This is a genomic window from Burkholderia sp. BDU5, assembly GCF_001522845.1.
GTDB lineage: Bacteria > Pseudomonadota > Gammaproteobacteria > Burkholderiales > Burkholderiaceae > Burkholderia > Burkholderia mayonis.
Genome location: NZ_LOWC01000053.1, coordinates 48,725 through 72,541 on the forward strand (window position 1 = coordinate 48,725; position 23,817 = coordinate 72,541).

Consider the following 23,817-nt stretch of genomic DNA (forward strand, 5'->3'; position numbering starts at 1 on the left):
GGCCCGCGCATTACACGCGAGCCGCTTTTCCATGATGTCTTTGGTGCGCCGGGCCGGTGCCGCCGTGCCGCCGTGCCGGCGTCAGACGTCCGCCGTCAGCGCGCGGATCGTCGGCAGGTTGCGCCAGTAGCCCTTCGCGTCCATCCCGCAGCCGAACACGTAGCGGTCCGGTACCGCGAACCCGCAGAAGTCCGGGTGCAGCGGCTTCGCCTTCGCGAGCGTCTTCTCGCACAGCACCGCGGACAGGAAGCGCTTCGCGCCCATCTCGAGGATGCGGTCGCGGATCGCAGCCATCGTTTCGCCTTCGTCGAGGATGTCGTCGAGCACGAGCACGATGCGGTCCTTCACCGATTCGCGCGGCGCGACGCGCCAATGCATCTCGGGGCTGCCCTTCGTCGTGTTGCGATAGCGGGTCAGGTGGATGTAGTCGAACTCGAGCGGGAAATCGAGGTGCGGCAGCAGCATGCCGGTGAACACCGCCGCACCGCCCATCACCGACAGCACGAGCGGGAACTCCTCGCCGATCTGGTCGCGGATCTCTGCAGCCATCCGACCGATCGATGCGTTGACTTCGTCGGCGGAGACGATCTCTTCGGAGTGTTGGAAAATGTGGAGGGCTTCTTCTCGATTCATGAGGTCTGGCGAGCGGTCTCGTCTGGGATACCAATAAGAATGAAACAATGCGGCGCCACGCGCTACAGCATATACCCGTGCGCGGCGCCGCGGCGAATCAGCGCATGCCGGGCATCATGCCCTTAATGCCGCGCATCATCTTCTGCAGGTTGCCGCCCTTCAGCTTCTTCATCATCGTGCGCATCTGGTCGTACTGATTCAGCATCCGGTTGACTTCCTGCACCGGGACGCCCGCGCCCGCCGCGATCCGGCGCTTGCGCGTCGCCTTGATGATCTCGGGCTTCGCGCGCTCCGCGGGCGTCATCGAATTGATGATGCCTTCCATCCGGCGGATCTGCTTTTCGGCCTGGCTCATGTCGGCGCCCGCCGCAGCCTGCTGGAACTGCGCGGGCAGCTTGTCCATCAGCGACGACAGCCCGCCCATGTTCTTCATCTGCGAGATCTGCGCGCGGAAATCGTTCAGGTCGAAATCGCCGCCTTTCTTGACCTTGTTGGCCAGTTTCTCCGCTGCCTTGATGTCGACGCCGCGCTGCGCTTCCTCAACGAGCGCGAGGATGTCGCCCATCCCGAGGATCCGGTTTGCCATCCGGTCCGGGTGGAAGATCTCGAGGCCGTCGAGCTTCTCGGCGACGCCGACGAACTTGATCGGCTTGCCCGTCACATGGCGCACCGACAGCGCGGCGCCGCCGCGCGAGTCGCCATCGAGCTTCGTCAGCACGACGCCCGTGAGCGGCAGCGCGTCGTTGAACGCCTTCGCGGTGTTGACGGCGTCCTGGCCGAGCATCGCGTCGACGACGAAGAGCGTCTCGACCGGCTTGAGCGCCGCGTGCAGCGCGGTGATCTCCTGCATCATCGCTTCGTCAATGCCGAGGCGGCCCGCGGTATCGACGAGCAGCACGTCGTGATAGTGGCGCTTTGCCCAGTCGACGGCCGCGTTCGCGATGTCGACGGGCTTCTGGTCGGGCGTCGACGGGAAGAAGTCGGCGCCGACCTGCTCGCTCACCGTTTTCAGCTGCGCGATCGCGGCGGGGCGGTAGACGTCGCACGAGACGGTGAGTACCTTCTTCTTGTACTTCTCGCGCAGCAGCTTCGCGAGCTTGCCGACGGTCGTCGTCTTGCCGGCGCCCTGCAGGCCGGCCATCAGGATGATCGCCGGCGGCGTGACGGCGAGGTTCAGCTCGGCCGCCTTGCCTTCGTAGTCGCCGCCGATCACGGCGGTCAGTTCCTTCTGGACTACGCCGACGAGCGCCTGACCGGGCGACAGGCTGCCGACCACGTCCTCGCCGAGCGCCTTTTCCTTGACCTTCGCGATGAAATCGCGGACGACGGGCAGCGCGACGTCGGCTTCGAGGAGCGCGAGCCGCACCTCGCGGAGCATCTCCTGGGTGTTCGCCTCGGTGAGCCGGGCCTCGCCGCGCAGCGTCTTGACGACGCGCGCCATCCGTTGGGTGAGATTGTCGAGCATGGGGAGCGATGGACAGTGAAGCCCGCAGGCGCGAGTGGGACAAAAAGCCGACCGTCGCGGGTAGGGGGCCTAGTGTAAACTTCGAACATGGATATTGTACTGTATGCCCTCACTGCGCTCTTATATGGCGGCCTCGCCGTCGCCAGCTGGCGCACGCGCCGCGTCGGCGCGGCGCGGCCGCTCGTCGCGAGCGTGCCGGCCGTCCCGCACGCGCGCGAATCCGTCTCGGCCGGGATGGGGGGGCTTGGGCGCACGATCCTCTGCGCCGCGCTGCTCGCGCATGGGGTGCTGCTGCACATGACGATCTTCCCGCACGACGCGATGGTGTTCGGCTTTGCGTTCGCGCTGTCGGCGATGTTCTGGCTCGGCGCCGGCATCTACTGGATCGAGAGCTTCTTCTTCCCGCTCGACGGCATGCGGCTCCTCGTGTTGCCGCTGGCGTGCGGCGCGTCGCTCCTGCCGCTGGCGTTCGGCGGCGTGCACGTGCTGCCGTATGCGGCCGCGCCGCTCTTCAAGTTGCACTTCCTGATCGCGAACATCGCGTACGGGCTCTTCGCGATCGCGGCGCTGCACGCGGTGTTGATGCTGATGGTCGAGCGGCGTCTGCACGCGCTGCGGCACGACGGGCTGCGCGAGTCGTCGAGCTGGGTCGCCGGCTGGCTCGATACGCTGCCGCCGCTCCTCACGCTCGAGAAGCTGCTGTTCCGCCTGATCGGCGCGGGCTTCGTGCTGCTCACGCTGACGCTCGCAACGGGCATCCTGTTCAGCGAGCAGATCGACGCGCGCGCGCTCAAGCTTGATCACAAGACCGTGTTCGCGATCCTGTCCTGGCTGATGTTCGGCGGGCTCCTGGTCGCGCACAAGGCGTCCGGCTGGCGCGGCCGCGGCGTCGCGCGCTGGGTGCTCGCGTCGTTCGTCGCGCTGCTGCTCGCGTACGTCGGCAGCCGCTTCGTTCTCGAGGTGCTGCTGCACCGCTCCGTGGTTTGAACACCTGATCTCGATGCGACAAATCCTTCTCCTTATCGTGTTGTTCTTCGCGAGCTCGTGGCTCGCGAGAAAGATCCGCCAGGCGCAGGCGCGCGGCAACGGGCCGTTTGCAGGCGGCGGAGCGGGCACCGCAGGCCCCGCGCCCGAACAGGGCGATGCGGGCCGCGCGGGCGACGGCGGCGCGCTGCCCGAGCCGATGGTCCGCTGCGCGGAATGTGGCGTGCATGCGCCGAAGAGCGATGCGGTCGCGGCGGGCGGCGTGTATTTCTGCAGTCCGGAGCACGCGGCGCGTCACGCCGCGCATTCGGGCAGCCGCAGCGAGTGATGAGCGGCGCGAGGCGCTTCGCCGTCGATGTCGGCGGCTGGGTCGACGGCGCGCTGCGCGAGCCGTCGCCGAATTTCGATGCGCGGCCAGAAGGCGTCGCGCCTTCGCTCGTCGTGATCCACAACATCAGCCTGCCGCCCGGCGAGTTCGGCGGCGATGCGATCGTCGAGCTGTTCCAGAATCGCCTCGACTGCGACGCGCATCCGTTCTACGACGCGCACCTGCGCGGCGTGCGGGTATCCGCCCATTTCCTGATTCGGCGCGACGGCGTGCTGATCCAGTTCGTGTCGTGCGACGCGCGCGCATGGCACGCGGGCGCGTCGAGCTTCTTCGGCCGCGAGCGCTGCAACGATTTCTCGATCGGCGTCGAGCTTGAAGGCGCGGACGACGTCGCATTCGACGCGCCGCAATATGCGACGCTCGCCGCGCTTGCGCGCGCGCTTGCCGCGCATTACCCGATCGATGCGTTTGCGGGCCACGAGCACGTCGCGCCCGGACGCAAGACCGATCCCGGTCCGCATTTCGATTGGCAACGTCTCTCTGACGATGCTGGTTTTCCGGCTCGATACTTTCCCTACCGGAAGCACTGAGGGCGAGGTCTTTTTGACGCGCATCGCACTGTTTCGCCGGGCGTGCCTTGTCGTGTCGGCGTATCGCGCTTGTCAATAGACTTCGAGCAAATTTTTCCTTTGGCGCTTCCGCGAGGCTCCACTATACTTGGGGCCAGTCGAGCAGTTCGGCACTACATATAGTGTGTCGATCGGGGGCATTTCCCGTTCCCGACCGCGGTCCCCGGCGTCATCGCCGGAGCGCGACATTCTCAGTGCGGCGCATCTGGCCAGCGGTCCGGCGCGCTGCGACCCGCGTGGAAAAGTGTAGCCAGAGGCGCGATGCGCATGACGAAGACCAATGTCGAATCGAGCGCGTCGCGTGGGCCCAACCGGCAAGGCAGCCGCTTCTTCCGCGTCTTACCGCTCGCGCACGTCGTGGCGCACCGTCCGTATTAATCCGCGGTCCCTTCCGCATCACCCAACACCAGGAGTTTTGCCCATGCAAACCACCGACAACGCGACGTCCCAATTCGAGAGCGCGGCGAGCCGCCCGCTCGCCGGTGGCGCACAAGGCGCGCCGGCACTTGCGTCGCAGACGACGTACGCCGACTACAAGGTGATCCGCCGCAACGGCAGCGTGGTGTCGTTCGAACCGTCGAAGATCGCGATCGCGGTGACGAAGGCATTCCTGGCCGTCAACGGCGGCCAGGGCGCCGCGTCGGCCCGTGTGCGCGAGCTCGTCGAGCAACTGACGCAGAACGTCGTGCGCGCGCTCGTGCGCAGCCGCCCGAACGGCGGCACGTTCCATATTGAAGACATTCAGGATCAGGTCGAGCTCGCGCTGATGCGCGGCGGCGAGCACAACGTCGCACGCGCGTACGTGCTGTACCGCGAGAAGCGTCACCTCGAGCGCGTCCACGCGGGCGAGGCGGCGGACGTCGAAACGTCGACGGGCGGCGGCATCAACGTGACGGACAACGGCGTCACGCGTCCGCTCGACATGAGTGCGCTGCACGCGCTGATCGTGTCGGCATGCGAAGGGCTCGGCGACGCGGTGAGCCCGGAGCCGATCGTCTCGGAAACGGTGAAGAACCTGTACGACGGCGTGCCGATGACCCAGGTCTACGATTCGGCGATCCTGGCCGCGCGCACGATGATCGAGAAGGACCCGGCGTACAGCCAGGTCACGGCGCGCATCCTGCTGCACACGATCCGCCGCGAGATCCTCGGCGAGGAAGTGACGCAGGCGGAAATGTCGACGCGCTACGCCGAATACTTCCCGCAGTTCCTGAAGCGCGGCGTCGAAGCCGAGCTGCTCGACGACAAGCTGCTGCAGTTCGACCTGAAGCGCCTGGGCGATGCGCTCGACGCGAGCCGCGACCTGCAGTTCGGCTATCTCGGCCTGCAGACGCTGTACGACCGCTACTTCCTGCACGTCGATGGCGCCCGCATCGAGATGCCGCAGGCGTTCTTCATGCGCGTCGCGATGGGCCTCGCGCTGAACGAGATCGACCGCGAAGCGCGCGCGATCGAGTTTTACAACGTGCTGTCGAGCTTCGACTTCATGAGCTCGACGCCGACGCTCTTCAACTCGGGCACGCGCCGCTCGCAGCTGTCGTCGTGCTACCTGACGACGGTCGCGGACGACCTCGACGGCATCTACGAAGCGCTGAAGGACAACGCGCTGCTGTCGAAATTCGCCGGCGGCCTCGGCAACGACTGGACCCGCGTGCGTGCGCTCGGCTCGCATATCAAGGGCACGAACGGCAAGTCGCAAGGCGTGGTCCCGTTCCTGAAGGTCGTCAACGACACGGCGGTCGCGGTGAACCAGGGCGGCAAGCGCAAGGGCGCGGTGTGTGCGTACCTGGAGTCGTGGCACCTCGACATCGAGGAATTCCTCGAGCTGCGCAAGAACACGGGCGACGACCGTCGCCGCACGCACGACATGAACACGGCGAACTGGATTCCCGACCTGTTCATGAAGCGCGTGATGGAAGGCGCCGACTGGACGCTGTTCTCGCCGTCGACCTGCCCGGATCTGCACGACAAGTTCGGCGCCGAGTTCGAGACGGCGTACGTCGGCTATGAAGAGAAGGTCGCGCGCGGCGAGATCAAGCTGTTCAAGAAGATTCCGGCACAGCAGCTCTGGCGCAAGATGCTCGGCATGCTGTTCGAGACTGGCCATCCGTGGATCACGTTCAAGGATCCGTGCAATGTGCGCTCGCCGCAACAGCACGTCGGCGTCGTCCACTCGTCGAACCTGTGCACGGAAATCACGCTGAACACGAGCGACACCGAGATCGCCGTCTGCAACCTGGGCTCGGTGAACCTCGTTGCGCACCTCGCAAAGCAGGCCGACGGCGGCTACGCGCTCGACCAGGAGAAGCTGAAGCGCACGGTCCGCGTCGCGATGCGGATGCTCGACAACGTCATCGACATCAACTACTACGCGGTCGCGAAGGCGCGCAACTCGAACCTGAAGCACCGTCCGGTCGGCCTCGGCATCATGGGCTTCCAGGACTGCCTGCACCTGCTGCGCACGCCGTACGCGTCGGAGGCGGCGGTCGAGTTCGCCGATCGCTCGATGGAAGCGGTCTGCTACTACGCGTACTACGCGTCGACCGAGCTCGCCGAAGAGCGCGGCCGCTACTCGAGCTACCGCGGCTCGCTGTGGGATCGCGGCATCCTCCCGCAGGACACGCTGAAGCTGCTGACGGAAGCCCGCGGCGGCTACGTCGAAGTCGACACGAGCGCGACGCTCGACTGGCCGGTGCTGCGCGCGCGGATCGACTCGTTCGGCATGCGCAACTCGAACTGCGTCGCGATCGCGCCGACGGCGACGATCTCGAACATCATCGGCGTGTCCGCGTGCATCGAGCCGACCTTCCAGAACCTGTACGTGAAGTCGAACCTGTCGGGTGAATTCACGGTGGTCAACGAGTACCTGGTGCGCGACTTGAAGGAGCGCGGCCTGTGGGACGAGGTGATGGTCGCCGACCTGAAGTACTTCGACGGCATGCTGTCGCGCATCGACCGCGTCCCGGCCGACCTGCGTGCAATTTACGCGACCGCGTTCGAAGTCGATCCGAAGTGGCTTGTCGAGGCGGCGTCGCGTCGTCAGAAGTGGATCGACCAGGCGCAGTCGCTGAACATCTACATGGGAGGCGCGTCGGGCAAGAAGCTAGACGAGGTCTACAAGCTCGCGTGGCTGCGCGGCCTGAAGACCACTTACTACCTGCGCACGATGGCGGCGACGCACGTCGAGAAGTCGACGGTCGCGCACGGCGCGCTGAATGCGGTGCCGACTTCCGGCGGCTCGAGCGGCGGTGCGGCGGGCGGCGTGCAAGGCGCGGCAGGCGGCTTCGGCGCGGCGGGTGGCGATGCGCAGTCGGGCGCGATGAACGCGGCGCCGATCGAAGCGGACGGTCCGGTGTGCACGATGCGTCCGGGCGATCCGGGCTTCGAAGAGTGCGAAGCGTGCCAGTGATGCGGCGCGCGTAGCGCTCGACGAATGCGAGCGGCGCGCGACGAAGACCGATAAAGGTTGAAGTGCGCGCCGCTCTCTACTAAAAAAATGATAAGGAATCTGTAACGCAGCGAACGCGTTGCAGGCAGCAAGAAGCAAGAAGCGTGATCGAAACATCCCCGACGACGTCGCGTTTCGATCCGCGTTCGATGCGTCGAGCGCACCTCGCAAATCACGCGCGGCACACATCGCGCGCTGCATGAATGACGATGCGTTGCTCAAAGTGTTGTATCGAGGTCGCAACGCGAATCGAAAAAAGGATTTTTCATGAGCGAACCCTTTTATCGCTCAGGAAAAGATGGTACAAACCGATCTAAATTGATGGTGAGAATTTATGCTCAACTGGGATGACGAGAAGACTGCCGTAACTCCCGCGAGCGGAGCGCAGCACAACGCGCTGCGCGACCCCGCAGGAATGGCTGTCGGATTGCAGGCCGCGGTGCCTGCCGCTCATCAAGCTTCGTCGGCGCGCGACATCTTCGCAGGCGATTTCGCCGTGGCGCCGCATGCGTCCGCAGCGGTCGCGTCGGAAGCGCGGGTCAACGTCGCCGACAAGCGCATCATCAACGGCCAGACCGACGTCAACCAGCTCGTCCCGTTCAAGTACAAGTGGGCGTGGGAGAAGTACCTGGCCGGTTGCGCGAATCACTGGATGCCGCAGGAAATCAACATGTCCCGCGACATCGCGCTGTGGAAGGACCCGAACGGCCTGACCGAGGACGAGCGCCGGATCGTCAAGCGCAACCTCGGCTTCTTCGTGACTGCCGATTCGCTCGCCGCGAACAACATCGTGCTCGGCACCTACCGCCACATCACGGCGCCGGAGTGCCGGCAGTTCCTGCTGCGCCAGGCGTTCGAAGAGGCGATCCACACGCACGCGTATCAATATATTGTCGAATCGCTCGGCCTCGACGAAGGCGAGATCTTCAACGCGTACCACGAGGTGGCGTCGATCCGCGCGAAGGACGAGTTCCTGATTCCGTTCATCCATACGCTGACCGACCCGGCCTTCAAGACGGGCACGCTGGAAGCCGATCAGAAGCTGCTGAAGTCGCTGATCGTGTTCGCGTGCATCATGGAAGGCCTGTTCTTCTATGTCGGCTTCACGCAGATTCTCGCGCTCGGCCGGCAGAACAAGATGACGGGCGCGGCGGAGCAATACCAGTACATCCTCCGCGACGAGTCGATGCACTGCAATTTCGGGATCGACCTGATCAACCAGATCAAGCTCGAGAACCCGCACCTGTGGACGGCCGAGTTCCGCGCCGAGATCCGCGAGCTGTTCAAGCACGCCGTCGATCTCGAGTACCGCTACGCGGAAGACACGATGCCGCGCGGCGTGCTGGGCCTGAACGCGTCGATGTTCAAGAGCTACCTGCGCTTCATCAGCAACCGCCGCTGCCAGCAGATCGGCCTCGATCCGCTGTTCCCGAACGAGGAAAACCCGTTCCCGTGGATGAGCGAGATGATCGACTTGAAGAAGGAGCGCAACTTCTTCGAGACGCGGGTGATCGAGTATCAGACGGGCGGCGCGCTGTCGTGGGAATGATCCGACGCGCAGTCGACGAGTAACGATGTTCATGCCGGGCACTGGGCCCGGCGCAAGGTTTAGGAGCAAGAACGCCTGATGCAAAGCATGTCCGGTGCCTCAAGGGCCCAAGTACACGACAGGCACTTTGCGAACCCTTCAGTGGGATGGGCAAACTTCCCTCCGGAAAAGGCGGGCGGCCGAACGGCTGCCGGCTCGATCAAGCGATTAGGGGCGGCGGCGCAGGGCGCGCCGGCCGCCGACTTGATTTGGCGCGCGGTGCCAAGGGGCACGGCGCGCCATACCGTATTCATTAGCGTAAGCATGCGTCATCCGCGTACGCCGATGAATAGCCCGCTTCGCAGCGCACGTCCTGATAAACGTCCGTGGGAAGCGGGTTTTGACGAAGGGTGTAGTTTGAACTGACTCTCATCTGAACCTGAAGGAGAAAATGATGGCACTTGCCAAAAAGAAACCGGCCGCCAAGAAGGTCGCCGCGAAGAAGGTCGCTGCCAAGAAGGCCGCACCGGCGAAGAAGGCAGCGGTGAAGAAGGTTGCTGCGAAGAAGGTCGCCGTGAAGAAGGTCGCTGCCAAGAAGGCGGCGCCGGCGAAGAAGGTCGCAGCGAAGAAGGTCGCCGCCAAGAAGGTTGCGGTGAAGAAGGTCGCAGCAAAGAAGGTTGCTGCGAAGAAAGTCGCCGTGAAGAAGGTCGCAGCGAAGAAGGTCGCAGCGAAGAAGGTCGCAGCGAAGAAGGTCGCAGCGAAGAAGGTCGCAGCGAAGAAGGCGCCGGCGAAGAAAGTTGCCGTGAAGAAGGTCGCGGCGAAGAAGGCCGCCGCAAAGAAGGCGCCGGCGAAGAAGGCTGCCGCGAAGAAGGCTGCACCTGCGAAGAAGGCGGCTGCGAAGAAGGCTGCGCCCGCGAAGAAGGCCGCACCTGCGAAGAAGGCGGCTGCGCCGAAGAAGGCGGTCGTGAAGAAGGCCGCGCCGGCGTCGACGGCGTCGACGGCATCGGTTGCTCCGGCATCGGGTGCGAAGACCGCGCTCAACCCGGCATCGGCATGGCCGTTCCCGACCGGCAGCCGTCCGTAAAGACTCGCTGCGCCAAGACGGACACATTCGCCGTGTCCTGAATCGAGTAGCCCTACTCGATCGAGATCCCGTCATCGGCTTGCCGATGGCGGGATTTTTTTATTGCCGGTCGCGGCACGGGGTGTGCTCTTGGGCGGGCGCAAAAAAACGCATGCGCGAGATGCGCATGCGTTTTCGATATCGTGCGGCTCGCGCCGCGTCGTGCTTCAATGCGCCGGATGTGCTTGCCGGCGTGCCGATGTCGATCAGTGCGTGACGCGGGTCACGCCGCCGCTCGACAGCAGTCGCACGCGCTCGCCCGCACGGAACACTTCGGGCGTCGCCGCCTGCGTAATCGAGCGCAGGTCACCGTTGTCGAGGCGCACGGTGATTTCGACGCCGTTCGCCGAGCTGACGCCTTGGCCGACTGCATTGCCGGCGACCGCACCGGCAATGCCGCCCGCGATCGCGGTCAGCACCGAGCCGCGGCCGCCGCCGATCGCACTGCCGGCGACTGCGCCGAGCGCGCCGCCGCCGAGCGTGCCGAGCGCGCTGCCACCGCCGTCGCCCTGAATCCGCACTGCGCGGACGCTCTCGACCGTGCCCATCCGCACGGTCTGTTCGCGCTGCGCCTGGCCGACGCTATAGACGTCGGCGGAACCCGGCGGCGTGAAGCAGCCGGCGAGCGTCACCGTCGCGGTCAGCATCGCGGCCAGCGTGAGGGTTTTCCTGGTCAACATGTTTCATCTTCTCCAAACAAGATTCACTTCGGACTGTAGCCGAACGCGGTCTCGAAGCGAGCATCGATTTCCGCGCGGGTCGGTGCGTAAGTCTGCGGACCCTGGTGCGCGATCTTCAGCGAACCCATCAGGCTCGCGAGGCGCCCTGTCGTCGCCCAGTCGAAGCCGTGCTCGATCCCGTACAGCAAGCCGCCGCGGAACGCGTCGCCGCAGCCGGTCGGATCGACGATCCGCTCCGCACGAACGGCGGGAATCTGTTCCTCGCCGTCACGATGGCGGATCGTTGCACCGTGCTCGCCGCGCGTGATGATAAGCGCCTGAACCCGGCTGGCGATTTCGTCTTCGGACCAACCCGTCTTGTCGCACACCAGCTTGGCTTCGTAGTCGTTGACAGCAATGTAAGTCGCAAGTTCAATGCTGCGGCGCAAGGTAGCGCCGTCGAACAGGGGCAAACCCTGGCCCGGATCGAAGATGAACGGCACGCCCGCCTGCGCGAGTTCCTCGGTATGCTGGACCATCCCCTGGAAGCCGTCCGGCGCGACGATCGCGAGCTTGACGCCCTGCGCTTCGCCCGCGTGGTTCACGTGCGACTGCATCATCGCGCCCGGGTGGAATGCGGCGATCTGGTTGTTGTCCAGATCGGTCGTGATCATCGCCTGTGCCGAGTACGTGTCGGGCAGCACGCGAACGTATTCGCGCGACAGGTCCAGTGCGTCGAGGCGGTCGAGGTACGGCTGCGCGTCGATCGCGCCGAGCGTGCCCATCATCCGCGCGTCGCCGCCCAGCAGCTTCAGTGCATACGCGATGTTGCCCGCGCAGCCGCCGAATTCGCGGCGCATCGTCGGCACGAGGAAGCTCAGATTGATGAGGTGCACCTGGTCGGGCAGGATGTGCTCGCGAAAGCGCCCTTCGAAGGTCATGATGTTGTCGTAGGCGATCGAACCGCAAATCAGCGTAGCCAAGGTGTGCGTTCCTGTAGAGAAGTTGAGAGGGCGGCAGCGCCGCGCGGCGCTGCCGCTTGGTGCGGCTTACTTCAGTGCGGCGAGGGCGTCGTCGTAGTTCGGCTCGTCCTTGATTTCGCCGACGAGCTCGGTGTGCGTGACTTTGTCGTTCTCGTCGATCACGACGACCGCGCGCGCAGTCAGTCCGTCGAGCGGGCCGCTCGTCACGTTCACGCCGTATGCGTCGGCGAATGCGCGGCCGCCGCGGAACGTCGACGCGGTGACGACGTTCGCGAGGCCTTCCGTCGTGCAGAAGCGGGTTGCCGCGAACGGCAGGTCGGCCGACACGACGATGACGACCGTGTTGTCGAGCTTGCTCGCCGCTTCGTTGAACTTACGGGTCGACGTCGCGCAGGTCGGCGTGTCGAGGCTCGGGACGATGTTCAGCACCTTGCGCTTGCCGGCGAAGCTCGCCAGCGAGAGGTCGGCGAGGTCCTTGCCGACCAGCTTGAAATCGGGAGCTTGCGAGCCGATGATCGGGAACGTGCCGGCGATTTCGATCGGGTTGCCACCCAGCGTGACTTTGCTCATGTTCGTGCTCCAAATGTGTGCGCCTATGCGGCGCACGGGTTGAGGCCACGCGCCGCATTGCGGCGCGTTACGGATAAAAGATCTGGACGCGGAAATTCGACGCGGCGATGCCGTCGGTCTCGATTCTGACGATCATCGTCTGCGTCGCGCCGGCGGGCATGCCCGCTTCGACGCGCGTGCCGGGGCGCACGTAGTCGCGCGGCGCGAGCACACGGCGCGCGGTGATGTTGTTGGCTTCGTCGAGCAGCGTGAGCTCGATCGACGGATACGCGAGCGCGACGCGGTAGCGGTTCGTGAGCGGCACCTTCAGCTCGAGGAGGCGCGGGCCGTCGAGCTGGCGCAGATCCGAGGCGTCGAGCCGCAGGCCGTCGATCGCGCGTGGCGGCGTGACCGCGCAGCCGAGCTTCGCGCACGCCTGCTTGAAAAGCGGCTCCGTCGACGGCCAGTGGATCGTGATCGTCTCTCGCTGCCACCATGCGAGCTGTGCGGCGAGGAGCGCGGCGAGCGCCAGCGCGACGAGCACGCCGAGCGCACGCGTGAAGCCGCCGCCCGCCGCGCTCGTCCGCGTTTCGCGGGTCATCGCGAAATGTTCGCGATTGTCGGGTTCGGGCGACGTCGCGAACGGCTCGGCGTCGGATCGGGGCGACGCCGCAGCGCCGAAGCGCGGCTCGTGATCGTGGGCGGCATCGGCGAGCGCGGCGGCCGCGGGCGACGCGAGCGCGGGTTCGGCCGCATCGTGCGTCAGGGGGCCGGGCGCAGGGGAGCGCGCGGCTTCGGGCTCGCGCTCGGCATCCGTGCGAACGACATCGAGCGTCGGGCTTGGCGGCGGGGGGAATTTGCGGACGCCGACGGCGGGCACGTCGGCGTCGGACGTTTGGGCGGCATGCGTGTCGGTGTCGGCTGCGTGCTGCGTGCGAGCAGCTTGTTCTGCGAGCACGGACGTTTTTGCCGGATGCGTTCGGGGCGTTTCGAGGGCTTCGGGCACTTCGTGCGTCGACGCGTCGGATGCGGATTCGTGCGATTCGTCTGCAGGAACGCGCGTCGCGGCCGTACCGTTCGTCGCGGCGCCGACGCTCGCGCTCGTCACTTGCAGCTTCGGATCGACCGTGCCGTCGAGCCATGGCGCCCACATGTCCCATGCGCCCGGCGCGAAATCGCGGTGGCCGGCTTCGAGCGGACGAAGATCGGGCGACGTCGCGTCGAACAGACGCTGCGGCGCCGGCTGCTGCAGTGGCGCGTGCGGCGCCGCTTGCGCAGAGGCCGCGTCCGGCTTGGCGGGCACGAGCGCGTGCGCCGCGTCGAACACCTGCTGGCAGTGGCCGCAGCGCACGAGACCGTCGTGCAGCGCGAGTTGTTCCTGTTGCAGCCGGAAGACGGTTTCACAATGAGGGCAGCGCGTCGCAAGGAGCATGGTCAGCTGGGCAGCCAGCGGGGCCTGAGGTGAAGGACAGCGCTTATTCTAATGGCTTTCCCGCCGCGTTCCGGCAAGGCATACCCAACCTTCGTGTTCACGCCAGACGGCGATATCGATATAGCGGGCGTAGACGCTCGCGACTTCGTCCGCCTGCCGCGCGAGCACGCCCGACAGCGCGATGCGCCCGCCCGGCTTCACTTTCGATGCGAGCATCGATGCCATCAGCTTCAGCGGATTCGACAGGATGTTCGCGACGACGATGTCGAATTCGCCGTCGGGGCAGTCGCCGGGCCGGCCGTACGCGACATCCGCGCGATTGCGCTCGCTGTTATGGCGCGCCGCTTCGACCGCTTGCGGATCGATGTCGATGCCGGTCACGCTGCCCGCGCCGCACTTCTTCGCGAGGATCGCGAGGATGCCGGAGCCGCAGCCGTAGTCGAGCACCGTCTGGCCGGGCTGCACGGTCTGCTCGAGCCATTCCATGCAAAGGCGCGTCGTCGGGTGGCTGCCCGTGCCGAACGCGAGGCCCGGATCGAGTTCGAGCACGAGCGCGTTGGGCTCCGGCGCATCGTGCCACGACGGCACGACCCAGATCTTCTCGCCGATGTGGATCGGGTCGAATTGCGATTGCGTGAGCCGCACCCAGTCCTGCTCCTCGACTTCGCGCAGCGCGAAGCGCGGCGTTTCGGCGAGGCCGGCTTCGTTCGCGGCGGCGGCGAGCAGCACCGCGGGATCCTGCGTCGCGTCGACGAGCGCGATCACGCGCGAATGCTGCCACGCGGTGCGCTCGGGCGTTAGACCCGGTTCGCCGAAGAGCGGCTGCTCGTCCGGCGTGTCGGCGTCGGCGTCCTCGACGGACACCGACAATGCGCCCAGCTCGACGAGCGCGTCGGACAGTGCCTCCGCGTGCTCGCGCGGCAGTTCGGCGACGAGTTCCCGATAGCTCATGATTACGCTTCTTCCGGCGCGGCCTGCTGTTTCTGCGCGAGCCGGTTTTCGAGGTAGTGAATGCTCGTGCCGCCTTCGACGAACTTCGAATCGAGCATCAGCTCGCGATGCAGCGGGATGTTGGTCAGAATGCCTTCGACCACCATTTCCGACAGCGCGATGCGCATCCGGCTGATTGCCTGTTCGCGCGTCGCGCCATAGGCGATCAGCTTGCCGATCATCGAATCGTAGTTGGGCGGGACGAAATAACCATTGTACGCGTGCGAATCGACGCGGATGCCCGGGCCGCCCGGCGTGTGCCACGACGTGATCCGGCCCGGCGACGGCGTGAACTTGAACGGATCTTCGGCGTTGATCCGGCATTCGATCGCGTGGCCGCGGAACTGGATGTCGCGCTGGCGGAACGACAGCTTTTCGCCCGCGGCGATCCGGATCTGCTCCTGGACGATGTCGACGCCCGTGATCAGCTCCGTCACCGGATGCTCGACCTGGACGCGCGTGTTCATCTCGATGAAGTAGAACTCGTTGTTCTCGTACAGGAACTCGAACGTGCCCGCGCCGAGGTAGCCCATCTTCTTGCACGCGTCCGCGCAGCGATCGCCGATCCGGTCGATCAGGCGGCGCGCGATGCCGGGTGCGGGCGCTTCCTCGATCACCTTCTGGTGACGGCGCTGCATCGAACAGTCGCGCTCACCGAGCCAGACCGCGTTCTTGTGCGAGTCGGCAAGCACCTGGATCTCGATGTGGCGCGGATTCTCGAGAAACTTCTCCATATAGACCTGCGGATTGCCGAACGCGCGGCCCGCTTCCTCGCGCGTCATATTGACCGCGTTCACGAGCGCCGCCTCGGTGTGGACGACGCGCATTCCGCGTCCGCCGCCGCCGCCGGCAGCCTTGATGATCACCGGATAGCCGACCGAGCGCGCAATTTTCACGATCTCCTTCGGATCGTCCGGCAACGCGCCGTCCGAACCCGGCACGCAGGGCACGCCGGTGCGGATCATCGTCTGCTTCGCGGTGACTTTGTCGCCCATCATGCGGATCGTGTCCGGACGCGGGCCGATGAAGGTGAAGCCCGATTGCTCGACGCGCTCGGCGAAATCGGCGTTTTCCGACAGGAAGCCGTAGCCCGGGTGGATCGCTTCCGCGTCGGTGACTTCGGCCGCGCTGATGAGGGCCGGCATGTTCAGGTAGCTCAGATTCGACGGAGCCGGGCCAATACAGACCGCTTCGTCGGCTAACTTTACATACTTGGCTTCCTTGTCGGCCTCGGAATAGACGACCACCGTCTTGACGCCGAGCTCGCGGCACGCGCGCTGAATGCGCAGCGCGATTTCCCCGCGATTGGCAATGAGGATTTTTTCAAACATAGCGAGTATTCGTCTCTTCGATGGGCGCGCGAGCGCGCGCCTTGAGAGGAGCGGCGTCGCTGACGGGCGCGCCGCGCGGCGGGTCTTAGCCGATCACGAAGAGCGGCTGGCCGTATTCGACGGCCTGGCCGTTTTCGGCGAGGATTTCCTTGATGACGCCTGCCTTGTCGGACTCGATTTCGTTCAGGAGCTTCATCGCTTCGATGATGCAAAGCGTCTGGCCTTCCTTCACGGTGTCGCCGACCTGGACGAACGGATCGGCGCCCGGCGACGGCGCGCGGTAGAAGGTGCCCACCATCGGCGACGTCACGACGTGGCCCTGCGGCGCGCTCACGGCGGGCGCGGCGGCGGATGCCGGGGCGCTCGCGCCTTCAGCCTGCAGCGTCATGGCGGGAGGGGGGGCGCTCACCTGCGGTGCATAGCCGCCCGGCTGCTGCACATAGACCGGCGGCGCGTTCTTGACGATGCGCACCTTGCCTTCGCCTTCGGTGACTTCCAGCTCGGAGATGCCGGATTCGGAGACGAGGTCGATCAGAGTTTTCAGCTTGCGAAGGTCCATCGGGAGTTCCCCTTTCAATACGTGAAACGCCGGTTCGGGACCGGCGCTGAATCGAGTTCTTGAAAATCAGCCGCGCGACGCGCTTTGCAGCTTGTCGAGCGCGTATTCGAGCGCGTACAGATAACCTTTCCAACCGAGGCCGCAGATCACGCCTTCGGCCTGATCGGAGAAATAAGAGTGATGCCTGAACGGCTCGCGGCGGTGCACGTTCGACAGATGAATCTCGACGAACGGAATGCCGACGCCCGCGAGCGCATCCCGGATCGCAACGCTCGTATGCGTATGCGCAGCCGGATTGATCAGGATGAACTCGGTGCCGTCATTTCTCGCAGCCTGGACGCGGTCGACGAGCGCGCCCTCGTGGTTGCTCTGGAACGACTCGAGTTCGACGCCCGCGTCCTGCGCCCGTGCGGCCAGCGCCTGATCGATCTGCGCGAGGGTCACGCGGCCGTACACCTCCGGTTCCCGGGTGCCGAGAAGGTTCAGGTTAGGGCCGTGCAGTACCAGCAATCGTGTCATGGTCGCTTCTTTTTCTGCGGAATTGCGCGAACTTTATAGCCAATTAGAGAAATTTGTCTAGTTTTGCTGAAAGGACTATTGCCTTGGCGAACGCGAATTCGCGCGCCGCTGAAGTCAGAATCGGTCAATTTCGTGTAAATTGACGCTAACCGATCCCAAATATCGACAACGCGCCGGCAGTCGGGCGGCCTGGATCAGAGTGTGTCGAGCGTGCGTTTCAGTTCGCCCGGGTGGATTTGCCCCAATTTTGTCTCGCGAACCTTGCCGGTTTCGTCGATGACGATGGTAAAAGGCAGTGCGCCGGCCGTATTTCCGAAGTTGCGGGCCAGATCGGCCCCGGCGTAGCCGCTGACGACGATCGGATAGTCGACCGGCACTTTCTTCAGGAAATTCTTCACGTTCTGCTCGGAATCGACGCCAATCCCGACAAAACGCACGCCCTTCTTCTCGTATTCGCGCGACAGCTTCACGAGCTCCGGCATCTCTTCGATGCATGGACCGCACCAGGACGCCCAGAAATTGACGACCACTTTCTGTCCCTTGAAGGCGGCGAGCCCTTGCGGCTTGCCGTCGACGTCCGGATACGAAGCGGCCCACAGCGCGTCGACTGCGTTGCCCATATTGCTCGCGGTGGGCATGCTCGTCGGCGCGCTGCCGTCGGCCGAGCTGCCGCCGCGCACCCAGTGGCCGGCGGCGAGGCCGCCTGCGATCGCGATGGCTGCGATCACGATGCCTGCGAAAATCCCTTTGCTGTTCATCGGTTCAAGATTGGGTTGGTGAGGAGGGCGACGCTTCGACGAGCGCGCGCAGTGCTTGCGCGTCGGCTCGCGACAGACGGCCGCGGGCGTCCGCCTTCACGGCGCCGCGCAGGTCGTCGCTTGTATACAGTGCGACGTGGATGCCGACGGGCTCCGCGCCGCGCGCTTCACGCCACAGGAAGCTGAGCGTCTCGACGTCGCCGCGTCCCGCGAAGTGGCGGGTCTCGGACACGTCGTACTGGATGTTCTGGTTCAGCAGATAGATCGCAACGTCCTTCTGGTTGTCGCAGAAGACCTGCAGATGGACGTCGGAATGCGCGTTCGCCGTGCCGTTCAGCACCGCGCCCGCGATGTACGGATTGAACGGCGCGAGCCGCTCCATCCACGCGAGCGCGACGAGACGCAGCCGGCGCAGTTCGGCGGGCTGCGTTTCGCCTTGGAACAGCGCGAGGTATTCGTGCAGTTCTTCTTCGATCTGATCGTTATCTGGCAGCCATTCGCCGGCAATTCGGCTGTCGCCGAGCACTTGGCGCGCGGCTTTGCGCTTCGCGCCGGCGTAGTCGAGCCCGTCTTCGGCGATCAGGCGCGCCGCGGCGAGCGCGATTTCGTCGCGTACGCGCCGCGGGTCGAGTAGGGTTTTGCGAGACATGATCCGGCAATCATACTAGATCGGTGCCGAGCGACTCGGCGGTTGCGTCAACCGTCGTTCGCGTCGGGGCCGTCAGTTACAATAGCCCCCTTTGCGCGGCGGCGCGAGCGCCACGTCGCACGTGTTTCCCCGGCAACCGGCGCGAGGCGCGGCCGGCCTCCGATTCGACTACGCCCACGCGGCGCGAAGCTTTATGCATATCCACATTCTCGGCATCTGCGGCACCTTCATGGGCGGTCTCGCCGTGCTCGCCCGCGCGGCGGGCCACACCGTGACCGGCTGTGACGCGGGCGTCTATCCGCCGATGAGCACGCAGCTCGAGGCGCAGGGCATTCGGCTGATCGAGGGCTACGGCGCCGAGCAGATCGATCTGAAGCCCGATCTGTTCGTGATCGGCAACGTGGTGTCGCGCGGCAATCCGCTGATGGAGGCGATCCTCGATCGCGGGTTGCCGTACGTGTCCGGTCCGCAGTGGCTCGGCGAACACGTGCTGACGGGCAAGTGGGTGCTCGCTGTCGCCGGCACGCATGGCAAGACGACGACGAGCTCGATGCTCGCGTGGATCCTGGAAGACGCGGGCCTGAATCCCGGCTTCCTGATCGGCGGTGTGCCGCTGAACTTCGGTGTGTCCGCGCGCCTCACCGATTCGAGCTTCTTCGTGATCGAAGCGGACGAATACGACACCGCGTTCTTCGACAAGCGCTCGAAATTCGTCCACTACCGGCCGCGCACCGCGATCCTGAACAATCTAGAGTTCGATCATGCCGACATTTTCCCGGATCTCGCCGCGATCGAAACGCAATTCCATCACCTCGTGCGTACGGTACCGAGTGTCGGCCGGCTCGTGACGAACGGCCGCGAGGACGCGCTCGAACGCGTGCTGTCGCGCGGCTGCTGGAGCGACGTCGAGCGTTTCGGCGTCGACGGCGGCTGGCAGGCGCTGCCCGCCGAGGACGGCGTGCCGGTCGACGAGCGCTTCGCCGTGTATTGGCGCAGCGAGCGCGTCGGCGTCGTCGACTGGCAGGTTCAGGGCGAGCACAACCGGATGAACGCGCTCGCCGCGATCGCGGCCGCGCGCCATGTCGGCGCGCCGCCTGCGCAGGCGGCCGCCGCGCTGGCGACGTTCCGCAACGTGAAGCGCCGGATGGAAGTGCGCGGCAGCGTCGACGGCGTGACCGTCTATGACGACTTTGCACATCATCCGACTGCGATCGAAACGACGATTGCCGGTCTTCGTGCTCGCATCGGCAGCGAAAACACCCGAATCCTCGCCGTGCTGGAGCCGCGCTCGAACACGATGAAGCTCGGCGCGATGAAGGCGCAACTGTCGGCGAGCCTCGCCGACGCCGATCTCGTGTTCGGCTACGGCGCGCCGACGGGCCGAGACGCGCTCGGCTGGAGCCTTCCCGATGCCCTTGCACCGCTCGGCGACAAGGCGCACGCGTTCGACGACCTGCACGCGCTCGTGAAGGCGGTGACGGCGGCGGCGCAGCCGGGCGATCACGTGCTCGTAATGAGCAACGGCGGCTTCGGCGGCGTGCACCAGAAGCTGCTCGACGCGCTGTCGGCTCGCGGCGACGCGGCGTCGGCCCGGAGCGGCGCGTGATCCTGTATCTGCACGGCTTTCGCTCGTCGCCGCAGTCGTTCAAGGCGCGCGCGCTTGCCGCCCGGCTCGCCGATCTCGGACGCGCGGACGAGTGGCGCTGCCCGACGTTGTCGGTGGCGCCGCTCGACGCGATCACGGCGGCCGAGGCGGAAGTCGCCGGCGTGCCCGCGCGCGACGTCACCGTGATCGGCAGCTCACTCGGCGGCTACTATGCGACCTGGCTTGCGGAAACGCACGGCTGGCGCGCGGTGCTGCTCAATCCGGCGACGCAGCCGCAGCGCGACCTGCGTCGCTATCTCGGCGAGCAGCCGCTCTGGCACGGCGGCGGCACGATCGTCGTCGAGCCGCATCATCTGGACGAGCTGAACGTGTTGCGCGTCGCGGCGGTCACGCGGCCCGAGCGCTACTATTTGTTCGCGGCGACGGGCGACGAAGTGCTCGACTATCGCGAAATGCTCGCGCGCTATCCGGGCGCGCGAACCTGCGTCATCGAAGGCAGCGATCACGGGATCAGCGAATTTGCCGACTACATCGACGACGTTCTCGCATTTTGCGACGCCGGATAGGCCGGTGCCGGATGCGAGGTCCGGCGCATGGCGCCTTACACACCACACGCGGCGTCGCCTGCTTCCGAAGCGAAGCGCGGCGCGCGGAAGTCTGAACGAAAGACGAGAGTACTGAGTGAACGTTTTCTTCGAGGAATCGGGCAGTTTCAAGGCGGGCAGCGTGCTGTCGCGCCAGGGCGACGCGTTTCAGGTCGAATTGCCGGGCGGCCGGCGCGCGAAGGTGCGCGCGAAGGATGTGCTGATCGAATTCGAGAAACCCGCCGCGAGCGAGTTGATGCAGCAGGCGGACGAGGCCGCGCAGCAGATCGATCTGGATTTTCTGTGGGAATGCGCGCCCGCCGAGGAATTCGCGTACGCGGCGCTCGCCGACGAGTATTTCGGCGCGAGCTATGGCCCGGTCGAGCGCGCGGCGCTCGTGCTGCGCCTGCACGGCTCGCCCGTCTATTTCCGCCGCAAGGGGCGCGGCCAGTATCAGCGCGCGCCCGAAGAGCAACTGAAGATGGCGCTCGCCGCGCTGGAGCGCAAGCGTCAGCAGGCGCTCGTGCAGGCCGGCTACGAAGACGAGCTGAAGGCGGGCAAGCTGCCCGACGTGTTCGCCGGCAAGGCGCTCAACCTTCTGACGAAGCCGGACAAGAATTCGATCGAATACAAGGCGCTCGACGCGGCGGCGCTCGCACGCGGCGTGTCGCCCGCGCGGCTGATGCTCGACTGCGGCGGCATTCCGTCTGCGCGCGCGTTGCACGAAGCGCGCTTTCTCGCCGAGTACTTCCCGCACGGCACGGGCTTTCCGTCCATCACGGTCGGCAAGCTGCCCGACGACTTGCCGCGCGCGGACGTCGGTGCGTTTTCGATCGACGACATCACGACGACCGAGATCGACGATGCATTCTCGGTCGAGCATCTGACCGACGGGCGCGTGCGGATCGGCGTGCACATCGCGGCGCCCGCGCTCGGCGTCGCGCGCGGCGACGCGGTCGACGCGGTCGCGCGTGCGCGGCTGTCGACCGTCTACATGCCGGGCGACAAGATCACGATGCTGCCGGACGACGTCGTCGACGTATTCACGCTGAAGGAGGGCGACTACCGCCCGGCGCTGTCGCTGTACATCATCGTGAAGCGCGACACGCAGGAGATCGTCGCGAACGAGACGCGCGCCGAATACGTCTATGTGAAGAGCAACCTGCGCCACAACACGCTCGACGAGCTCGTCACCGAGGATGCGCTCGCGGCCGGCACGGGCGACTATCCGCACAAGGACGACATCGCGGTGCTCTGGCCGCTCGCGCAGGCGCTCTTCGAGAAGCGCCAGGTCGCGCGCGCGGGCTACGGGCTCAGGCGCGAAGTGCAGCGCAATACCGATTACAACTTCTACGTCGAAGGCGAGCACGTGACGATCACGCCTCGCCGGCGCGGTTCGCCGCTCGATCTGATCGTGTCCGAACTCGCGATCCTCGCGAACTCGACGTGGGGCGCGTTCCTGCATGACCATAGCGTGCCGGGCATCTATCGCACGCAGCGCGCGTTCGGCATGCCGAGCGGGCCGAAGCGCACGCGGATGCAGACGAGCGCCGCGCCGCACGAAGGGCTCGGCGTGCCGCAGTATGCGTGGAGCACGTCGCCGCTGCGCCGCTACGTCGACCTCGTCAATCAATGGCAACTGCTCGCGTGCGTGCAGCACGGCGTGACCGCGAAGCTCGCCGCGCCGTTCAAGCAGAAGGACGCGGATCTGTACGCGGTCGTGCAGGGCTTCGACGATACGTACGCCGCATACGCCGATCATCAGCGCCGGATGGAGTATTTCTGGTGCCTGCGCTGGATCAAGCAGGAAGGCCGCAAGCAGGTGAGCGCGACTGTCGTGAAGGGCGAGCTCGTGCGTCTCGACGAAGTGCCCCTGCTGCTGCACGTGCCCGCGCTCGGCGTGCACGCGCGCGGCACGCGCGTGCTGCTCGACGTGATGTCGGTCGACGAACTGACGATCGAGGCGTCGGTGCGGCTCTTGAGCGTGCTCGACGCGCCGACGGTGTCGGGCGGCGAGCCGGCCGAGGACGAAGAGGAGGCCGAAGCGGCCGACGACGTGCCGCTCGACGCCGCCGACGAGTCGGCCGAAAGCGAAGCGGAAGCGCTCGCCGAGGCGGGCGGCGCGGCGGGCGGCGAGGGCGACGCGTCCGCGAACGGCGAGGAGCAGCCGAAATGAGCACGACCGTCGAACCCGCTGCGGGCGCGCGCGATCGCTACGCGGTGATCGGCAATCCGATCGCGCACAGCAAGTCGCCGTTCATTCACACGCGCTTTGCCGAGCAGACGGGCGAGACGATCGCGTACACGTATTTGCTCGCGCCGCTCGACGGCTTCACGGCCGCGGTGCGTGAATTCGTCGCGCAGGGCGGCCGCGGCGTGAACGTCACGGTGCCGTTCAAGCTCGAAGCCTATGCGCTCGCCGACACGCTGTCGCCGCGCGCTGCGGCGGCGGGCGCGGTGAACACGCTGCGCTTCGACGAGAACGGCATCTTCGGCGACAACACCGATGGCGTCGGTCTCGTGCGCGACATCGAAACGAATCTCGGCGTGAGCCTGGCGGGCGCGCGGATTCTGCTGCTCGGCGCGGGTGGTGCGGCGCGCGGCGTCGTGCTGCCGATCCTCGAGCGCGCACCCACGTCGCTCACGATCGTCAACCGGACGGCGAGCAAGGCGGAAGAGCTCGTCGGCCAGTTCACGCAAGCCGCGCACGATGCGGGCTGCGTGCTCGCGGGCGGCGGTTCCGAGCGGATCGCGCGCGAGCCTTACGACGTGATCGTCAACGCGACGGCGGGCAGCCTCGACGCGGCGCTGCCCGAATGCGACGCCGTGGCGTTCGGCCCGGCGACGCTCGCGTACGACATGATGTACGGCGCGCGGCCGACCGTCTTCATGGAGCACGCGGCGGCGCTCGGCGCGCGCGCGGCGGACGGGCTCGGGATGCTCGTCGAGCAGGCGGCGGAATCGTTCTACGTATGGCGAGGCGTGCGGCCCGACAGCGCGCCTGTGCTCGCCGCGCTGCGCGCCGCGCTCGCGGCGTCGGCGGCGCACTGAACGCAAGAG

23 protein-coding genes and 1 pseudogene are annotated in these 23,817 nt (G+C 66.1%); 11 read left to right on the forward strand and 13 right to left on the reverse strand.

Features of this window, described 5'->3' with window-relative positions:
• Nucleotides 1-81: 81 nt before the first annotated feature.
• Both WS69_RS10425 and ffh read right to left on the reverse strand, forming a co-directional pair.
• Nucleotides 82-633, reverse strand: coding sequence for a hypoxanthine-guanine phosphoribosyltransferase (locus tag WS69_RS10425; RefSeq protein ID WP_059470698.1), 552 nt, complete (start codon nt 631-633; stop codon nt 82-84).
• Nucleotides 634-730: 97 nt separating this feature from the next.
• On the reverse strand, nt 731-2,098 hold the full coding sequence (gene ffh / locus WS69_RS10430; protein ID WP_059470699.1) for a signal recognition particle protein: 1,368 nt from the start codon (nt 2,096-2,098) through the stop codon (nt 731-733).
• A gap of 87 nt (nt 2,099-2,185) precedes the next feature.
• Here ffh and WS69_RS10435 point away from each other — a divergent pair, with 87 nt between their 5' ends.
• The 3 genes from WS69_RS10435 to ampD are packed head-to-tail and all read left to right on the forward strand — an operon-like array spanning nt 2,186 to nt 4,000.
• Nucleotides 2,186-3,085, forward strand: coding sequence for a cytochrome C assembly family protein (locus tag WS69_RS10435; protein WP_059470700.1), 900 nt, complete (start codon nt 2,186-2,188; stop codon nt 3,083-3,085).
• 13 nt (nt 3,086-3,098) lie between these two features.
• Nucleotides 3,099-3,410: a PP0621 family protein gene (locus WS69_RS10440; protein WP_059470701.1), complete on the forward strand. Its 312-nt coding sequence runs from the start codon at nt 3,099-3,101 to the stop codon at nt 3,408-3,410.
• A complete protein-coding gene (gene ampD / locus WS69_RS10445) occupies nt 3,410-4,000 on the forward strand; it encodes a 1,6-anhydro-N-acetylmuramyl-L-alanine amidase AmpD (RefSeq protein ID WP_059470702.1) in 591 nt (196 codons plus the stop codon). The genes WS69_RS10440 and ampD overlap by 1 nt, the downstream gene beginning before the upstream one ends.
• 152 nt (nt 4,001-4,152) lie before the next feature.
• Here ampD and WS69_RS35475 read toward each other — a convergent pair.
• Nucleotides 4,153-4,436 (reverse strand): annotated as a pseudogene (locus WS69_RS35475) (hypothetical protein).
• A 24-nt stretch (nt 4,437-4,460) separates the two neighbouring features.
• Here WS69_RS35475 and WS69_RS10450 point away from each other — a divergent pair.
• From WS69_RS10450 to WS69_RS10460, 4 genes are all read left to right on the forward strand, one after another.
• The gene (locus WS69_RS10450) at nt 4,461-7,448 is read left to right on the forward strand and encodes a ribonucleoside-diphosphate reductase subunit alpha (protein WP_059470703.1); all 2,988 of its coding nucleotides are present in this window, start codon (nt 4,461-4,463) and stop codon (nt 7,446-7,448) included.
• Between the two features lie 373 nt (nt 7,449-7,821).
• On the forward strand, nt 7,822-9,036 hold the full coding sequence (locus tag WS69_RS10455) for a ribonucleotide-diphosphate reductase subunit beta (protein WP_059470704.1): 1,215 nt from the start codon (nt 7,822-7,824) through the stop codon (nt 9,034-9,036).
• Nucleotides 9,037-9,114: 78 nt separating this feature from the next.
• Nucleotides 9,115-9,441 carry a hypothetical protein gene (locus WS69_RS30700; protein WP_082716093.1) on the forward strand — a complete coding sequence of 109 codons (327 nt, stop codon included), beginning with the start codon at nt 9,115-9,117 and terminating at the stop codon, nt 9,439-9,441.
• A 28-nt stretch (nt 9,442-9,469) separates the two neighbouring features.
• Nucleotides 9,470-10,099, forward strand: coding sequence for a histone H1-like DNA-binding protein (locus tag WS69_RS10460; RefSeq protein ID WP_059470705.1), 630 nt, complete (start codon nt 9,470-9,472; stop codon nt 10,097-10,099).
• Nucleotides 10,100-10,344: 245 nt separating this feature from the next.
• On the opposite strand, the gene WS69_RS10465 is transcribed toward WS69_RS10460, so the two are convergent.
• The 10 genes from WS69_RS10465 to WS69_RS10510 form a co-directional block, all read right to left on the reverse strand.
• Nucleotides 10,345-10,818: a glycine zipper 2TM domain-containing protein gene (locus WS69_RS10465; protein ID WP_059470706.1), complete on the reverse strand. Its 474-nt coding sequence runs from the start codon at nt 10,816-10,818 to the stop codon at nt 10,345-10,347.
• 23 nt (nt 10,819-10,841) lie between these two features.
• Nucleotides 10,842-11,780, reverse strand: coding sequence for a carbohydrate kinase family protein (locus WS69_RS10470; RefSeq protein WP_059470707.1), 939 nt, complete (start codon nt 11,778-11,780; stop codon nt 10,842-10,844).
• 66 nt (nt 11,781-11,846) lie between these two features.
• Nucleotides 11,847-12,350 carry a thiol peroxidase gene (gene tpx / locus WS69_RS10475; RefSeq protein WP_059470708.1) on the reverse strand — a complete coding sequence of 168 codons (504 nt, stop codon included), beginning with the start codon at nt 12,348-12,350 and terminating at the stop codon, nt 11,847-11,849.
• A gap of 67 nt (nt 12,351-12,417) precedes the next feature.
• Nucleotides 12,418-13,761 carry a DUF3426 domain-containing protein gene (locus tag WS69_RS10480; RefSeq protein ID WP_059470709.1) on the reverse strand — a complete coding sequence of 448 codons (1,344 nt, stop codon included), beginning with the start codon at nt 13,759-13,761 and terminating at the stop codon, nt 12,418-12,420.
• Nucleotides 13,762-13,809: 48 nt separating this feature from the next.
• Nucleotides 13,810-14,712, reverse strand: a complete 903-nt coding sequence (gene prmA, locus WS69_RS10485) for a 50S ribosomal protein L11 methyltransferase (RefSeq protein ID WP_059470710.1) — start codon at nt 14,710-14,712, stop codon at nt 13,810-13,812.
• Between the two features lie 2 nt (nt 14,713-14,714).
• The gene (gene accC, locus WS69_RS10490) at nt 14,715-16,082 is read right to left on the reverse strand and encodes an acetyl-CoA carboxylase biotin carboxylase subunit (protein ID WP_010106529.1); all 1,368 of its coding nucleotides are present in this window, start codon (nt 16,080-16,082) and stop codon (nt 14,715-14,717) included.
• An 85-nt stretch (nt 16,083-16,167) separates the two neighbouring features.
• Nucleotides 16,168-16,641: an acetyl-CoA carboxylase biotin carboxyl carrier protein gene (accB, locus tag WS69_RS10495; protein WP_059470711.1), complete on the reverse strand. Its 474-nt coding sequence runs from the start codon at nt 16,639-16,641 to the stop codon at nt 16,168-16,170.
• 66 nt (nt 16,642-16,707) lie between these two features.
• The gene (aroQ, locus tag WS69_RS10500; protein WP_059470712.1) at nt 16,708-17,160 is read right to left on the reverse strand and encodes a type II 3-dehydroquinate dehydratase; all 453 of its coding nucleotides are present in this window, start codon (nt 17,158-17,160) and stop codon (nt 16,708-16,710) included.
• A 194-nt stretch (nt 17,161-17,354) separates the two neighbouring features.
• Nucleotides 17,355-17,918 (reverse strand): TlpA family protein disulfide reductase, encoded by a 564-nt coding sequence (locus WS69_RS10505; protein WP_059470713.1) that lies wholly within the window; start codon nt 17,916-17,918, stop codon nt 17,355-17,357.
• A 4-nt stretch (nt 17,919-17,922) separates the two neighbouring features.
• On the reverse strand, nt 17,923-18,567 hold the full coding sequence (locus WS69_RS10510) for a hypothetical protein (protein ID WP_059470714.1): 645 nt from the start codon (nt 18,565-18,567) through the stop codon (nt 17,923-17,925).
• Nucleotides 18,568-18,760: 193 nt separating this feature from the next.
• Here WS69_RS10510 and mpl point away from each other — a divergent pair, with 193 nt between their 5' ends.
• The 4 genes from mpl (at nt 18,761) to aroE (ending at nt 23,808) form a co-directional block, all read left to right on the forward strand.
• Nucleotides 18,761-20,173, forward strand: a complete 1,413-nt coding sequence (gene mpl, locus WS69_RS10515; protein WP_082716094.1) for a UDP-N-acetylmuramate:L-alanyl-gamma-D-glutamyl-meso-diaminopimelate ligase — start codon at nt 18,761-18,763, stop codon at nt 20,171-20,173.
• Nucleotides 20,170-20,739: a YqiA/YcfP family alpha/beta fold hydrolase gene (locus WS69_RS10520; RefSeq protein ID WP_059470716.1), complete on the forward strand. Its 570-nt coding sequence runs from the start codon at nt 20,170-20,172 to the stop codon at nt 20,737-20,739. The genes mpl and WS69_RS10520 overlap by 4 nt, the downstream gene beginning before the upstream one ends.
• Before the next feature lie 115 nt (nt 20,740-20,854).
• Complete coding sequence (locus WS69_RS10525) at nt 20,855-22,933, forward strand: ribonuclease catalytic domain-containing protein (RefSeq protein WP_059470717.1); 2,079 nt, start codon at nt 20,855-20,857, stop codon at nt 22,931-22,933.
• On the forward strand, nt 22,930-23,808 hold the full coding sequence (gene aroE / locus WS69_RS10530; RefSeq protein ID WP_059470718.1) for a shikimate dehydrogenase: 879 nt from the start codon (nt 22,930-22,932) through the stop codon (nt 23,806-23,808). Before WS69_RS10525 ends, aroE begins: the two co-directional genes overlap by 4 nt.
• Nucleotides 23,809-23,817 lie beyond the last annotated feature (9 nt).

Excerpts from the sequence above, each read along its gene's own strand:
- aroQ (WP_059470712.1), bottom strand. The coding sequence starts at position 17,160 with ATGACACGATTGCTGGTACTGCACGGCCCTAACCTGAACCTTCTCGGC.
- WS69_RS10505 (WP_059470713.1), bottom strand. The coding sequence starts at position 17,918 with ATGAACAGCAAAGGGATTTTCGCAGGCATCGTGATCGCAGCCATCGCG.
- aroE (WP_059470718.1), top strand. The coding sequence starts at position 22,930 with ATGAGCACGACCGTCGAACCCGCTGCGGGCGCGCGCGATCGCTACGCG.
- WS69_RS10425 (WP_059470698.1), bottom strand. The coding sequence starts at position 633 with ATGAATCGAGAAGAAGCCCTCCACATTTTCCAACACTCCGAAGAGATC.
- accB (WP_059470711.1), bottom strand. The coding sequence starts at position 16,641 with ATGGACCTTCGCAAGCTGAAAACTCTGATCGACCTCGTCTCCGAATCC.
- WS69_RS10440 (WP_059470701.1), top strand. The coding sequence starts at position 3,099 with ATGCGACAAATCCTTCTCCTTATCGTGTTGTTCTTCGCGAGCTCGTGG.
- WS69_RS30700 (WP_082716093.1), top strand. The coding sequence starts at position 9,115 with ATGCAAAGCATGTCCGGTGCCTCAAGGGCCCAAGTACACGACAGGCAC.
- prmA (WP_059470710.1), bottom strand. The coding sequence starts at position 14,712 with ATGAGCTATCGGGAACTCGTCGCCGAACTGCCGCGCGAGCACGCGGAG.
- WS69_RS10510 (WP_059470714.1), bottom strand. The coding sequence starts at position 18,567 with ATGTCTCGCAAAACCCTACTCGACCCGCGGCGCGTACGCGACGAAATC.
- WS69_RS10455 (WP_059470704.1), top strand. The coding sequence starts at position 7,822 with ATGCTCAACTGGGATGACGAGAAGACTGCCGTAACTCCCGCGAGCGGA.
- WS69_RS10480 (WP_059470709.1), bottom strand. The coding sequence starts at position 13,761 with ATGCTCCTTGCGACGCGCTGCCCTCATTGTGAAACCGTCTTCCGGCTG.
- tpx (WP_059470708.1), bottom strand. The coding sequence starts at position 12,350 with ATGAGCAAAGTCACGCTGGGTGGCAACCCGATCGAAATCGCCGGCACG.
- WS69_RS10450 (WP_059470703.1), top strand. The coding sequence starts at position 4,461 with ATGCAAACCACCGACAACGCGACGTCCCAATTCGAGAGCGCGGCGAGC.
- ffh (WP_059470699.1), bottom strand. The coding sequence starts at position 2,098 with ATGCTCGACAATCTCACCCAACGGATGGCGCGCGTCGTCAAGACGCTG.
- accC (WP_010106529.1), bottom strand. The coding sequence starts at position 16,082 with ATGTTTGAAAAAATCCTCATTGCCAATCGCGGGGAAATCGCGCTGCGC.
- WS69_RS10435 (WP_059470700.1), top strand. The coding sequence starts at position 2,186 with ATGGATATTGTACTGTATGCCCTCACTGCGCTCTTATATGGCGGCCTC.
- WS69_RS10465 (WP_059470706.1), bottom strand. The coding sequence starts at position 10,818 with ATGTTGACCAGGAAAACCCTCACGCTGGCCGCGATGCTGACCGCGACG.
- WS69_RS10460 (WP_059470705.1), top strand. The coding sequence starts at position 9,470 with ATGGCACTTGCCAAAAAGAAACCGGCCGCCAAGAAGGTCGCCGCGAAG.
- mpl (WP_082716094.1), top strand. The coding sequence starts at position 18,761 with ATGCATATCCACATTCTCGGCATCTGCGGCACCTTCATGGGCGGTCTC.
- ampD (WP_059470702.1), top strand. The coding sequence starts at position 3,410 with ATGAGCGGCGCGAGGCGCTTCGCCGTCGATGTCGGCGGCTGGGTCGAC.